The sequence below is a fragment of the Cytobacillus massiliigabonensis genome, assembly GCF_900199725.1.
Classification (GTDB): Bacteria; Bacillota; Bacilli; order Bacillales; family Cytobacillaceae; genus Cytobacillus; species Cytobacillus massiliigabonensis.
Map to the genome: position 1 here is coordinate 188938 of NZ_LT904902.1, position 14122 is coordinate 203059.

Below are 14122 nucleotides of genomic sequence, written 5' to 3' on the forward strand. Positions count from 1 at the left end.
CACCGTCCGCGATATTAAGACTAGGTACTAATAGTAGTATATAATTATGAATTGCTTTAATCAAGCTTTTCTCCTTCTAAAACTCCTGATTCCTTCAAATAATTTCTTAAATACATATATTCAGAGGACTGCCAAAACTCTTCTGACTGTACTAGTAGAGCAGCATCATTTCTCGCAGTCTCTAAAGCGCGATAATCGTGGACCATATCTGCTACTTTAAATTCAGGAAGACCACTTTGTTTTTTTCCAAAGAAATCTCCTGGGCCTCTTAGCTCAAGATCTTTTTCACTAAGGAGAAATCCATCATTTGTATCCGTCATTATTTTCATCCGTTCTTTACCAACTTCTGATTTAGGGTCGGCAAGTAAAATACAGTAGGACTGTTCACTGCCGCGTCCCACTCTTCCCCTAAGCTGGTGAAGCTGAGCAAGTCCAAATCTTTCCGCATCATAAATGACCATCATCGTTGCATTAGGGACGTTCACTCCTACCTCAACTACTGTTGTAGATACAAGCACTTGTTTTTCATTTTGACTAAACGCTTTCATAACTCCTTCTTTTTCATCTGGAGTTAATCTCCCATGCATGAGTCCGATTGCATACCGGCCATTAAAATAATGTGTTAAGTTACTGTGGACATCAATCGCATTCTGAACATCTAATTTATCTGATTCCTCGATTAAAGGGCAAATGACATACGCTTGATGACCGGCACGAAGCTCCTTTTCCACGAAGGCAAGTACACGATCAAGCATATCGGGCTTTGCCCAGTACGTTTCAATCGTCTTTCTTCCTGCAGGCATCTCGTCAATAATCGACACATCCATTTCACCGAAAACTGTGATTGAAAGTGTTCGCGGAATAGGCGTAGCAGTCATAAATAGGACATCAGGGTTTTCGCCCTTTTCCCTTAGGACTCTGCGCTGCTCCACCCCAAATCGGTGCTGCTCATCCGTTATCACAAGGCCAAGTTTATGAAATTCGACCTCATCCTGAATTAACGCATGGGTTCCGATTAAAATATCGATTTCTCCTGACTTTAATAATTGTAATATTTCTTTTCTGCGTTTTCCTTTTACAGAGCTGGTTAATAACTCACATCGCAGCTGGAAAGGTTCAAGCATCGCACTCAGAGATTCCATATGCTGTTCCGCTAAAATTTCCGTTGGAACCATCAATGCCCCTTGAAACCCAGCCGTTGTACTTGCATATAGAGCTATCGCTGCAACAGCTGTTTTCCCTGAACCAACATCCCCCTGTAAAAGCCGATTCATCCTGAATGGAGATTTCATATCTGTAAGGATTTCATTTACTACCCGTTTCTGTGCATCTGTTAGCGAGAAAGGCAGAGAGTTAAGGAATGATTGAAGCAATTCTAAATTATAGTTTTGTCCAATCCCTTTTGTTTGGTCTCTTTCAAATTTCCTTAAAGCCTGCATTTTTAGCTGAAAATAGAAAAACTCTTCATAGACGATCCGGCGTCTTGCATGCTTTAGCTCTTGCTGGTCAGTCGGAAAATGCATGATCCTTATGGCAGTTTTCCTATTTAAAAGTTTGTAGTTTCGTATATATTCCTCAGGCAATGTTTCTTCAATATACTCGCCAAATTGATTAAAGGCTAAATTAATAAATCGCCTTATTCCTTTAACCGTCAGTTTTCCCTTTACTGTATACACCGGTTCAAAATCCTTAGATTTCGACTGTGAACCAATATGTATCTCGCTTGCTGTTATCGTTTGTCTATGCTGATCCCATTTTCCCGTTACCGATACAATAGCATTAATCGCAATCTTATTTTTCACATAGGGCTGGTTAAAAAGTACGACCTGCACGAGGTATCTTCCGACAAGTACCCTTACAGTTAATCTTGAACGCTTTCGTCCATAGTAGACAAGAGAAGGCTCACTATGTACTTTCCCTTCAATTGTAACTCTTTCATCATGCTTTACATCAGCTAAATCACGAAGGCGATAATCTTCATACCGATATGGGAAATATTCAAGCAAATCATTAATGGTTCTTATCTTCAGTTCACCTAGAATTTCTTCCGTTTCTCCACCGATTCCTTTAATGGCTGTTATGGACTGATTTAAGATTTCATTCACGATACTTTAGCGGAAAAGACCATATCCGCCATACCCTCCCTTTCATTTTTTTCATGACAAAAAAGAAGGGGATTCCCCTTCTTTTCACATCACTTATTCGATCGCAAAAATGAATGCATATAGCGGCTGCTTACCATCATGCACTTCAATTTCTACGTCTTCATATTCATTTTCTACGAAGCTAACTAGTGCTTGAATGTCTTCATCAGTCGCATCTTCCCCTTTTAAAATGGTTAAGATTTCTGAATCGTCATCAATCATATTCATTAATAAGTCTTTTGCTAATTGAACTTTGTCTTTATTCTTTACGACAATTTTTCCTTCATTAATTCCCATGAAGTCATTCTTTTCAATTTCAAGGCCATCAATGCTCGTATCTCTAACAGCAAAGGTAACTTGTCCAGTTTTCACATGCTGTAATGCCTCTTTCATCACTTGTTCATTTTGTGATAAATTTGCACCCGGATTAAATGCGAGCAATGCAGACATGCCCTGCGGAACTGTTTTTGAAGGAATAACAATCACTTCTTGATCAGAAACCTCAGCTGCCTGCTGGGCTGCCATAATAATATTTTTATTATTAGGAAGAATGATCACTTTCTTAGCATTTACTTCATTAATAGCTTTAACAATGTCCTCCGTACTAGGGTTCATTGTTTGACCGCCCTCAATGACAGCATGTGCACCAATACTGCGGAACAAATCTGCAATTCCGCTTCCCATTGAAACCGTTACAATCCCATATTCTTGTTTTGCCTTTTTCGATTCATTTCCAGAAACGAGCGGGGTCTTCACTTCCTCAACTAAATTGGAATGCTGCTGGCGCATGTTTTCAATTTTCATATTAATCAGGCTGCCGTAACGCTGCCCGTAAGTTAAGCAGTCTCCTGGCTGTTCAGAGTGAATATGTACTTTAACAAGTTCTTCATCCGCAATTACTAATAAAGAATCACCATATTTACTTAAATCCTGACGGAATTTTTCTTCGGTGAATGGATTTTTTTTAAGCTTTTCACTCTCAAATTTCACCATAAACTCCGTACAGTAACCAAACTCAATATCCTCTGTATTCATAAAGCTATGGACATTTTTGTGGTGTTCAGCATTTACTAGCTCATCCATTTTTGGCAGAGAGGCAGGTGCATCAGGCAATTCTTCTCCTTTTAACTCAGCGAGGAAGCCTTCATATACGAATACGAGTCCTTGACCTCCACTGTCAACCACTCCTACTTCCTTAAGAACAGGCAGTAAATCAGGTGTACGGTTTAATGAAGCCTTTGCCTCTTTCACTACCTCATCCATAACAGCGATGAGATTTTCTTCATTTTTTGCTGCTTGGACTGCCTTCTTGGCAGCATCCTTCGCAACGGTTAAAATAGTCCCTTCAACAGGCTTCATTACTGCTTTATAGGCAGTATCGACCCCATTTTGGAGCGCATCAGCAAATTCCTTGCTATTTATTTCAGCTTTTTGTTCAATTGCTTTTGAAAATCCGCGAAATAACTGAGACAAGATGACACCTGAATTCCCACGTGCTCCCATCAGCAGACCTTTTGAAAGCGCCGACCCTACTTTTCCAATATGCGGCTGAACATTATTTTTTACTTCTTTAGCACCTGAAGTCATTGATAAATTCATATTTGTCCCTGTATCACCATCAGGAACCGGGAAAACGTTCAGTGCATCTACCAATTTTGCATGAGTGGATAAATGGTTCGCACCTTGAATAACCATTTCAGCAAATCGTTTTCCGTCTAAAACTTTAATTGACACAAATCTTTCCTCCTCACTACAGGTTCGTTACACGAACACCCTGTACGTAAATATTGACCGACTCTATGGCAAGGCCAACTGTTTGATTAAGCGTGTATTTTACTTTCGATTGCACATTATGAGCAATCTCGGAAATTTTTGTTCCGTAACTAACAATAATATACATGTCGATATGTACTTCATCGTTTTCTTGGCGAACAATTACACCGCGGGTAAAATTCTCTTTACGCAAAATTTCTGTTAAGCCATCTCTTATTTGTTGCTTAGAGGCCATACCTACTATACCATAGCAGTCAACAGCCGCTCCACCTGCAAGCGTAGCAATTACGTCATTTGAGATATCAATTTGGCCGAATTTCGTTTTAAGTTCGATTGACATGTTTCTTTCCCCCTTTAATATTGTTCTACCCCTATTTTCGCTCCTAAAGCTATAGCTTTTGAAGTAGCTTATCCACACACCTTAAAATATTTTACTATAAGTACATTTATTTTGAAAGCCGCAGTCTACCTTTTTATTATAGCTTATCCAAGCATAGTGTATGTCAAGGTTTTTTTCTTGAAAGTCAACTATTGCAATAATAGGGGTTGTATGATAAATTATTAAAGTATCTTTTAATGTCTAAAAATAAGTTTTGCTTTTTTTAACATTAAATCACTTTGGTCATCTAACATGGCAAATGATTCTTAAAAAAGCTTTTAGCTTATGTGTTAAGGAGGGAAATGAATATGCCACGTAAATGTGTTGTAACTGGTAGAAAAACAACTACAGGTAATGCACGTTCTCATGCTATGAATGCTAACAAGCGTACATGGGGTGCTAACCTTCAAAAAGTACGTATCCTTGTAGACGGAAAACCGAAACGTGTTTGGGTTTCTGCAAGAGCGCTTAGATCTGGTAAAGTAGAACGCGTTTAATTACGTGCCGGGACATCCTTGTTGGATGTCCTTTTTCTATAGAAAAGCTTAAAGCGCCTTGGTCATCGCCGTACAAACGCAGAAGGGCCGGTTCTTTCGATATAGGAAACACGAAGAGCGATAGCGTATTCGTACTTGACTTATCGTAGGGAGGGGACCTGAAGTTTGATAGGCGCTAGGACGCTTGCGCTAGACAATTTTCATTTACAAAAAATAAAGCACCCTTTTACAGGTGCTCTTTGCCTCTTATTTGGTTCAATTTTTCTTGAAGGTTCCTAACATCGCGCGGACAATACCGCCTAAAAACTTTGGCAATTTAATTGTATAAAATCTCATTACTCATGTCCCTCCTCACGATCTCACACTTCCAGCTTCACCATTCATCATATTCAAAATAAATAGATAAGTACTAATCAATTTCAGACCTAATCATTACTTCTTACAACCATTAATATGCCTTTAGAAAATGAAAAATGACCACAATCGCAAAGAAGTTCATTACTTATACATAATGTAGAACCTAAAGGGAGACGCCTGTCTACTAGGGGATATTTAAAGCCTTCTAGCGTAATGCCGCTAACCTCCATTGTAATTGGCAAGAAGGAAATATATTTAAAGCCTGGAATTTTCTTAATCGAATACTCTCCAGGCAAACGAAGATATACAATATTTTTTTTATCATGTATTTCCACCTGCATTTTATGATCCAGCTGCAATGGTTTCATTAGCAATTGAATGTTTGCAATAAAATGGTCTATCCTTCCTCCCGTTGCCCCAAAAACGCGAATTAAGTCTGGTTTTTGCTCAATCGCCCACTCCAACGCCAATTCCATATCTGTTTCATCCTTTTCTGGCATGAAACGGTTTAATTCATTAACACTCTGTTCGATCAAAGTCATTTCCTCAATTGTCACTGAGTCAAAATCGCCAAAGGCAACTGCCGGTTTTATTCCATTAGATAAGAGTGTAAAGACCCCTCTATCGACACCTACCCAAATATCTTCATCTGTTTGATCCCTTTTTAAATTTGGCAGAAGTTCAATTGGTCCGCCAGCCAAAATATTGATGTTCATTTCTTTCGACTCCCTCTATTCTTACAAGCTAAAAAGAAGTCAGCTTGTGACAGCTGACTTCGAATTAATTGTGTATTGTACTGCCTCTAATTGCTGCAATTGCCTTCGCACGATCCTTTTGATTATAAACAGCTGATCCAGCTACAAGTACATTCGCACCTGCTTCGACACAAAGCTTTGCCGTCTCTTCATTTACCCCGCCATCTACTTCTATTTCTATTTTTAGACCTCTATCATCTGCCATCTTCTTGACAGCAGCAATTTTCTGAAGGACAGATGGAATAAACTTTTGACCGCCAAAACCCGGATTTACTGTCATTAACAGTACCATATCAACGTCTTCAATAATATCTTCAATCATTTGAACAGGTGTTGCAGGATTTAAGACCACACCTGCTTTCACACCTAAAGACTTGATGAAATGGATTGTGCGATGCAAATGACGACAAGCTTCAACATGAACAGTAATATAATCTGCTCCAGCTTTCGCGAAAGACTCAATATATTGGTCTGGATTCTCAATCATTAAATGCACGTCAAGAGGGAGCTTTGTCACGGGACGAATCGCTTCAACAATTAAAGGACCAATCGTTATATTCGGAACAAAATGCCCGTCCATTACATCGACATGAATGTAATCCGCTCCTCCTCTTTCAACGTCTTTAATTTCCTCCCCCAGCTTTGAAAAATCAGCAGATAAAATAGAAGGGGCAATCTTAACCATAGTTAGTACCTCGGCTTTCTATCTTTAATTTCTTGCAAAAATGTCGTATAGTGCTCATATCTATAGGCTGGGAGTTCCCCAATTTCAATAGCTGCTTTAACTGCACACTTTGGTTCTGCCATGTGATGACATCCCCTATATTTACATTCCTCACTCAACTTTTCAATATCAGGAAAACAAAAGTTAAGATCTGGGATCTCTATATCCATAAATTCGAGGGAGCTGAACCCAGGTGTATCTGCAACTAAGCCTTGTCCAACTTTAATTAATTCTACATGTCTTGTCGTATGCTTTCCTCTCCCAAGGTGGGAAGAAATATCATCCGTTCTTAAATCTAAATCTGGATTAAGTGCATTAAGGAGAGATGATTTGCCAACACCTGACTGTCCAGCAAAAACTGAAATTTCCCCCTCCAAATACGGGTATAATTCCTTAATCCCTTCATCCGTTTCAGATGAAGTTAGAAGGACATCATAACCAGCCTTTCGGTAGTCATCCGCATATTGATGGATTTCCTTGTTTTGCACCTCGTTCGTTAAATCCATTTTCGTTACACAAATAATCGGCTTAATGCGATTAAACTCAACTAATACAAGAAAACGATCTAGCAGGGCTGTGCTAAAGTCAGGCTCAACAGCAGAAAAAACGAGTATCGCCTGATCTACATTGGCAATTGGCGGCCGTACCAGTTCATTCTTTCTCTCTTTCACTTCTAAAATATATCCCTCTTTATCATTTTCAGCTTGGAAAACTACTTCATCTCCGACAAGCGGGGTTATTTTATTCTTTCTAAAAACCCCTCTACCACGGCATTGTACGGTATCGTTTCCATTTAATACATAATAAAAACCGCTTAATGCCTTTATGATTTTGCCCTCAGGCATAGCAACACTCCTTAGCTGGACATTTTTCATTGTTTATTCTGGAAATGGCACTTCTTGTTGATCAATAATCGAATTATCTCTTCTAACTTGATATAAAGCTTTCTGCCCGTGTTGAATCTCAAGCTCTAATCTAAATTTTCTGGTTTCCGTAATGTATTCTGTAATAAAAGGATCTGAAATGCTTCGATTCATATCATTAATATATATTTGTACTTCTTGTGGCTGGCCTTCTAATACAGGCTCATACGGAACAGTTACTTCAATAAATACGGTTTTAGGAGGAATTTCTTTCTTTCCTTTAGAAATAACTACTTTTACTTTGCTTCCCTTTGAAACTTGTGAACCAGCTTTAGGTACTTGGTCGATTACAAGTCCTTCTGGAACTGTTTCTGAGTAGTCTTCTTTTGAGATCTCAATGATTAACCCTGAAGATTTTTCATATGCTTCAAGACCTTTTTTATTATACTCTCTTAAATCCTCTAAAGTAATTGGCTGTGGCCCTTTACTAACAGTAAATACCAATTCAGTTTCCTCTGGAACAACAAAATCTCCTTCTGGCATGTTTTGCTCTAAGATGGTTCCAGCAGCTTCACTTTCGTCATTCACTTCTTCTTTCCTGATATCTTTGAAATTACTCTTTTTCAATAATCGATATACATCATCATACGATTGACCCTTATAATCGTCTAATTCAAATTTTTCCTTCCCAAGACTTTCATAAAGATCAACAATTGCTCCTTCTTTCAGAACTGTTCCAGCCTTCGGATCTGTTTTAATGATTAACCCTTCTTCTATTTCGTTATCATTAATCGGAATTGTCTCACCTACAACAAACCCAGCTTTTTCAAGCTTCTTTATGGCATCTTCTGCTTTTTCTCCAGAAATTTCAGGAACAGATATTTCATCTGGTGCCAATAAATCAGGAAGAACAAATACAACAAAAATGCCAAGGATTATTAAAGTAAAAAATGTAGAAACTAATATGGTGGACCACTTTTTACGTTTTTTCTTTTCTTTCTTTACTTTCTTGGGAGTTGCATCCTGTGTTGTATGATTCCCGTTCATGTCCTTATCTCGAATGACCGTTTCATCCATATTCGAAAAGGATTGGCTATCAGTTATGATCGGAATAGCCTTTGTCGCATCATTATCGATTGGAACAATAAATTTTTCCTCATGCATTCGTTCTGGCTCAAGCGCCGTTCTTATATCTTCTTCCATCTCCTCTACGCTATCATACCGATGAAATGGGTCCTTTGCAGTTGCTTTAAAAACGATATTTTCGACACTTTGCGGAATGGATGGATTCCATCTGCGTAAGGATGGTGTTTCAGATTGCAAATGTTTAAGTGCAATAGATACTGCGGATTCGCCGGAAAATGGCAATCTGCCTGTAAGTAATTCAAACATCACGATCCCTAGCGAATATATATCTGATTTTCGATTAGCCATGCCGCCTCTTGCTTGTTCTGGTGATAAATAATGAACAGATCCCAAAACAGAGTTTGTTTGCGTAATGCTCGTTGCACTTAAAGCCATAGCTATTCCAAAATCTGTAATTTTAACGTTTCCAAGCCGGTCAATTAATATATTATGAGGCTTAATGTCCCGATGGATAATATGATTTTGATGAGCATGAGAAATAGCTGATGTTAATTGCTTCATAATATCAAGCACTTTCTCTACCTGAATCGGACTGTTCTGCTGTATGTATTGTTTTAAGGTTTGTCCATCCACATATTCCATTACGATATAGTAAATGGAATCTTCTTCCCCAACATCGTAAATACTAACAATATTCGGATGTGCTAGACTTGTTGCTGATTGTGCTTCACGATGAAAACGGCGAATAAACTCCTCATCATTTGCAAAATCGAGACGCAGCATCTTCACCGCTACATCGCGGTCCAAAATCATGTCATGGGCTAAATAAACGTTAGCCATGCCGCCTCCGCCAATGATTTCGAGAATTTTATATCTTCCGCTAATTCTTTTTCCAATCATCATAAGCCATCACCAGGTTCACTACTATCCAAAAACTCAACAATCACTAAGGTTATATTATCCTCACCGCCATTATTATTCGCCAATTCGATAAGAGTAGAAGCTATCTCATGCAAGTCAGTCTTACTCTCAATAATGTCGACCATTTCAGCTTCAGTCACTTTATTTGATAGACCATCAGAGCATAGTAAGAGCAAATCCCCTTCTTCAAAAATGATTGTTTTAATATCGATGCTTACAGATTCCTCTGTCCCCAATGCTCTTAAAACGACATTTTTCATCGGATGATGTTCTGCATCCTCTTTGGAAATTTGTCCTGTTCGAACCAACTCATTCACAAGCGAATGGTCATCCGTTAATTGCTGAAAACCCGTTTCATTTAAAATATAACATCTGCTATCACCTATATTTGCAACACTTGTAAAACGGTCAGTACAAATGGCTGCTACCATAGTGGTCCCCATGCCTTCACATTCAGAAACCTTTTTTGAATGCTCATATATAAGCGTATTCCCTTTTTCAATATTCGATTTCAGCCAAGTTTCCGCCTCATCAGCGGTTTGGATTTCTTCTGTTTCTCTCCATACATTCTGTAAATTTGTCAGTGCCATTTCACTTGCTACATCACCAGCACGATGACCGCCCATGCCATCTGCAACAATGGCAAGGCGCTGACCGCTTTTATTAGTAAAAACTCCACCGTTATCTTCATTATGCTGGCGAATTCTGCCTCGGTCGGTCATATAAACAGCTTTCATCTTGTCACCTCGTCTCCTCTTTTCGCTCCTTTGCACGAAGTTGTCCACATGCTGCATCAATATCATGACCCTGTTCTCTACGAACAGTTACATTCACGCCATGATTTTTTAACGTTTTTTCAAACTTAATTATTTGTTCTTTTGGTGTTCTTACATAATCTCTTTCTGGAACATAGTTGACAGGGATTAAATTCACATGACATTTTAACCCTTTAATCAGTCTTGCCAATTCTTCCGCATGTTCAACCTGATCATTTACACCGCCAAATAACCCATATTCAAAGCTGACGCGTCTGCCTGTCTTATTAATATAATAGCGAATAGCTTCCATTAAGTCAGGCAATTTATAAGCTCGGTTAATAGGCATTAGACGACTGCGAAGCTCTGTATTTGGTGCATGCAACGATATGGCGAAATTAATCTGCATATTTTCATCTGCAAATTTATAGATTTTCGGGATAATACCGCTTGTAGAAACAGTAATATGACGTGCACCAATATTTAAGCCCTTGTCATGATTGATGATTTTCAAAAACGAAAGCATATGGTCAAAATTATCAAATGGCTCGCCAATTCCCATGATTACTACGGAACTAACCCGCTCATCCGTCTCATCAAGCGCTTGCTGTACTTTTACGACCTGAGCAACTATTTCTCCTGCTTCTAAATTACGTTTTAATCCACCTAATGTAGATGCACAGAACGTACAGCCAATTCTGCAGCCCACTTGTGTTGTCACACATACGGAGTTTCCATAATCATGCCTCATTAATACCGTTTCAATTGAATAGCCATCATGAAGCTCAAATAGAAATTTGATTGTTCCATCCGATGATTGCTGCTGAATAATCGTTTTTAATGTTGTTAAGGTAAACGCAGATTCGAGCCTATCTCTTAACTGCTTTGATAAATTTGTCATCTCTTCAAATGAAGCGACTCTTTTTGTATAAAGCCAATCAAATATTTGCTCTGCACGAAATGCTTTTTCATTATTCTCTTTGAGCCAGTCTTTTAGCTCCTGCAGTTGTAAAGAATAAATGGAGGGTTTTTGATCTATCGTTGATTGTTTCTTAGCTGTTACTTGTTCCATTCTTACACCTTCTTTCTTAAACAGGCTATATAAAAGCCATCCGAACCAATATCCTGTGGCAAAATTTGAAGTTCAAATCCTTTGACTAATGGGCGAATCGCTGCAGGCATTCGGTCCTTTATTGAAAGGTCTCCTTCAAAGTCCACGTTATCCTTTAAAAATGACTCAACTACTAGCTGATTCTCTTCCTTATCAACTGTACAAGTACTATAAACTAGAATACCACCTTTTTTCAACAAAGGGGAAACAGCTTTTAATAAGTTTAATTGTATCGATGATAGCTGCATTAAATCTTTTTCTTTTTTCGTATACTTCATATCAGGCTTTCTTCTCATGACACCAAGTCCAGAGCATGGCGCATCAAGCAATATTCGATCAAAGGTTTCCTTTTCAAAATGTTCTTGAACCTTTCTGCTGTCAAGTGCCATTGTTTCAATATTAGAAAGCTCTAAACGATTTGCATTTTCGTTAATAAGCTTTACTTTATGTTCATGGAGATCAAGTGAAATAACATGTCCGGTATTTTGCATTTTCTCTGCAATATGAGTGGATTTCCCTCCAGGTGCAGCACAGGCATCTAAGACTCTTTCATTTTCCGCTGCACCTAATGTATGAGCCGCAAGCATGGAGCTTTCGTCTTGAATCGTTATAAGCCCTTCTTTAAAAGCATTCGAGTTTGCCAGATTTCCTCGGTAGCACTTAATTGCCTCTGGTATCACAGGACTTGCTTCTACTTCGAACCCTTCCTCATCAAGCTTATGGATGCAATCCTCTCTCGTGATCTTTGTTAAATTCACTCTTGCCGTCTGCAATGGAGCCGTTAAATTGATCTCACACATTCGTTTAGCCTGTTCCATTCCAAGTTGGTCGACCCACCTTTTTACAAGCCATAACGGATGACTTGTTTCGATAGACAGTCTTTCAATTGGATTCTCCAATGTTTCAATAGATGGGAGACCTTGTCTCTGGATATTTCTTAGGACGCCATTGACCATTCCAGATATCCCTTTGTGGCCCTTTTGCTTAGCAATCTCAACTGCTTCAAAAATAGCTGCACGATCTGGAATTTTATCTAAATATACCATCTGATATAAAGTAAGGCGCAATAGTTGCTTAACCCAGCTTTCAACTTTTTTATTACCCTTTAAAAAAGGCTGTAAATAGAAGTCTAAGCTCATTCTCCGCTGCAATGTTCCATACGTTAACTCAGTAAGCAAGCCGATGTCCTTTTGATTTATTTCATTTTTCTTAATGGCAGAATTTAGAAGCAGATTGCTGTATGCCTGATTTTTCTCAATGGATTCCAGCAGATCTAGTGCAGTTTCTCTGACATTTTTCTTCCGTTCTTTCCTCATCATTCTTCCCCAAAGCAGTCGCCAACCTGAATATGCGAACCAGCCCCTCGCAAAAATTGCTCAGCAGACATTTTTTTCTTGCCTGATGGCTGCAGCTCAAGAATTTTTATGGCTGTACCATTTCCGGTAGAAACGATAATAGACTGTTCTTCTAAGCCAATTATTGTTCCTGGAGCTTTATTTCCTTCATTATTTGTCTTCTCTGCCCACCAAATTTTAATAACTGCACCATTAAAGAATGTATAGGCAACAGGCCAAGGATTTAACCCGCGAATGTGGTTATAAATGTCTTCCCCTGTTTTTGACCAATCAATCTTTTCTTGATCTCTTTTAATATTTGGTGCAAAGGTAGCCTCCTCATCATTTTGAGGAACGGATGTCAATTCACCTTTTAATAATTTTGGCATTGTTTCAGATAATAGCTGTGATCCGGCAGCACTTAATTTATCATGCAATGAGCCGATCGTATCCGTTTCAGCAATCGGCACTTCCACTTGTGTTAAAATATCTCCTGCATCCAGCTTTTCCGCCATATACATGATCGTAATTCCTGTTTTGTCTTTTCCTTGAATAATTGAATAATGGATCGGCGCACCTCCTCTAAGCTCAGGCAGCAAGGAAGCGTGAACATTGATGCAGCCATATTTCGGTGCTTCTAGCAGCCCCTTTGGCAGAATTTGACCAAATGCAGCCGTTACGATTAAATCCGGCTCCAATGCCAATATTTTTTCAAGTTCTTCAGGCTGGCGGATTTTTTCCGGCTGAAAAACTGGGATTCCATGTTTTTCTGCTTCAACTTTTACTGGTGGAGGTGTCAACACTCTTTTTCTCCCTACTGGACGATCTGGCTGTGTCACAACCCCAATCACATCATAACCATCATTAATAATTTGCTGCAGGACAGGAACAGAAAAATCTGGTGTTCCCATAAATACAATCTTTGTCATTCTACTTCCAACCCTTCTAACTCTTCTTCATCCAGATATCTCGTTACCTTTGAAGTAAATAATACACCGTGCAGATGATCAATTTCATGCAAAATTGCTCGTGCTAAAAAGTCTTCAGCCTCAAAAGTATAGAACTTTCCTTTTCGATCCTGTGCTTTTATTTTTACATAATATGGCCTCGTGACTTCCCCAAATAAATTAGGAAAGCTTAAACATCCTTCCGGTCCTGTTTGTTCTCCGTTCACTTCAAGAATTTCTGGATTCATCATTTCTATCGTTCCATTTTCATCATCAATATCTACGATTGCAGCCTGCATATCAAGACCGATTTGGGGAGCAGCAAGCCCAACCCCGTCAAATTCAATCATAGTATCGTACATATCATTTAAAATTTTTGCCAGTTTTTTATCAAATTGCATTACAGGCTTGCACTGAACCTCCAGTATCTCTGCAGGGAATTCTACTATTTTTCTGACTGCCAATTTACTTCCTCC

General features: G+C 38.8%; 14 protein-coding genes. 1 reads left to right on the forward strand and 13 read right to left on the reverse strand.

Annotated elements, in window-relative coordinates; all coding sequences use genetic code 11:
* Positions 1–56: 56 nt before the first annotated feature.
* The 3 genes from recG to C1726_RS01295 form a co-directional block, all read right to left on the reverse strand.
* Complete coding sequence (gene recG, locus C1726_RS01285) at positions 57–2105, reverse strand: ATP-dependent DNA helicase RecG (RefSeq protein WP_102271499.1); 2049 nt, start codon at positions 2103–2105, stop codon at positions 57–59.
* 93 nt (positions 2106–2198) lie between these two features.
* The gene (locus C1726_RS01290; RefSeq protein ID WP_102271500.1) at positions 2199–3878 is read right to left on the reverse strand and encodes a DAK2 domain-containing protein; all 1680 of its coding nucleotides are present in this window, start codon (positions 3876–3878) and stop codon (positions 2199–2201) included.
* A 16-nt stretch (positions 3879–3894) separates the two neighbouring features.
* A complete protein-coding gene (locus tag C1726_RS01295; RefSeq protein WP_102271501.1) occupies positions 3895–4257 on the reverse strand; it encodes an Asp23/Gls24 family envelope stress response protein in 363 nt (120 codons plus the stop codon).
* Between the two features lie 347 nt (positions 4258–4604).
* Here C1726_RS01295 and rpmB point away from each other — a divergent pair, with 347 nt between their 5' ends.
* Entirely contained in the window at positions 4605–4793 is a 189-nt protein-coding gene (gene rpmB, locus C1726_RS01300) for a 50S ribosomal protein L28 (RefSeq protein ID WP_053475625.1), read from the forward strand.
* A 255-nt stretch (positions 4794–5048) separates the two neighbouring features.
* Here the strand turns inward: rpmB and spoVM are convergent, their stop codons facing one another.
* From spoVM to def, 10 genes are all read right to left on the reverse strand, one after another.
* On the reverse strand, positions 5049–5129 hold the full coding sequence (gene spoVM, locus C1726_RS01305) for a stage V sporulation protein SpoVM (protein WP_053475624.1): 81 nt from the start codon (positions 5127–5129) through the stop codon (positions 5049–5051).
* 89 nt (positions 5130–5218) lie between these two features.
* Complete coding sequence (locus C1726_RS01310) at positions 5219–5866, reverse strand: thiamine diphosphokinase (protein WP_102271502.1); 648 nt, start codon at positions 5864–5866, stop codon at positions 5219–5221.
* Between the two features lie 64 nt (positions 5867–5930).
* Entirely contained in the window at positions 5931–6590 is a 660-nt protein-coding gene (gene rpe, locus C1726_RS01315) for a ribulose-phosphate 3-epimerase (RefSeq protein ID WP_102271503.1), read from the reverse strand.
* Between the two features lie 2 nt (positions 6591–6592).
* Complete coding sequence (gene rsgA / locus C1726_RS01320) at positions 6593–7474, reverse strand: ribosome small subunit-dependent GTPase A (RefSeq protein WP_102271504.1); 882 nt, start codon at positions 7472–7474, stop codon at positions 6593–6595.
* Between the two features lie 33 nt (positions 7475–7507).
* Complete coding sequence (gene pknB, locus C1726_RS01325; RefSeq protein WP_102271505.1) at positions 7508–9481, reverse strand: Stk1 family PASTA domain-containing Ser/Thr kinase; 1974 nt, start codon at positions 9479–9481, stop codon at positions 7508–7510.
* A complete protein-coding gene (locus tag C1726_RS01330) occupies positions 9478–10236 on the reverse strand; it encodes a Stp1/IreP family PP2C-type Ser/Thr phosphatase (RefSeq protein WP_102271506.1) in 759 nt (252 codons plus the stop codon). The genes pknB and C1726_RS01330 overlap by 4 nt, the downstream gene beginning before the upstream one ends.
* Positions 10237–10240: 4 nt before the next feature.
* Positions 10241–11326 (reverse strand): 23S rRNA (adenine(2503)-C(2))-methyltransferase RlmN, encoded by a 1086-nt coding sequence (rlmN, locus tag C1726_RS01335; protein WP_102271507.1) that lies wholly within the window; start codon positions 11324–11326, stop codon positions 10241–10243.
* Positions 11327–11328: 2 nt separating this feature from the next.
* The gene (rsmB, locus tag C1726_RS01340; RefSeq protein ID WP_102271508.1) at positions 11329–12681 is read right to left on the reverse strand and encodes a 16S rRNA (cytosine(967)-C(5))-methyltransferase RsmB; all 1353 of its coding nucleotides are present in this window, start codon (positions 12679–12681) and stop codon (positions 11329–11331) included.
* Entirely contained in the window at positions 12681–13628 is a 948-nt protein-coding gene (gene fmt / locus C1726_RS01345) for a methionyl-tRNA formyltransferase (RefSeq protein WP_102271509.1), read from the reverse strand. Before fmt ends, rsmB begins: the two co-directional genes overlap by 1 nt.
* Positions 13625–14110: a peptide deformylase gene (gene def / locus C1726_RS01350; RefSeq protein ID WP_102271510.1), complete on the reverse strand. Its 486-nt coding sequence runs from the start codon at positions 14108–14110 to the stop codon at positions 13625–13627. The genes fmt and def overlap by 4 nt, the downstream gene beginning before the upstream one ends.
* Positions 14111–14122: the final 12 nt, after the last annotated feature.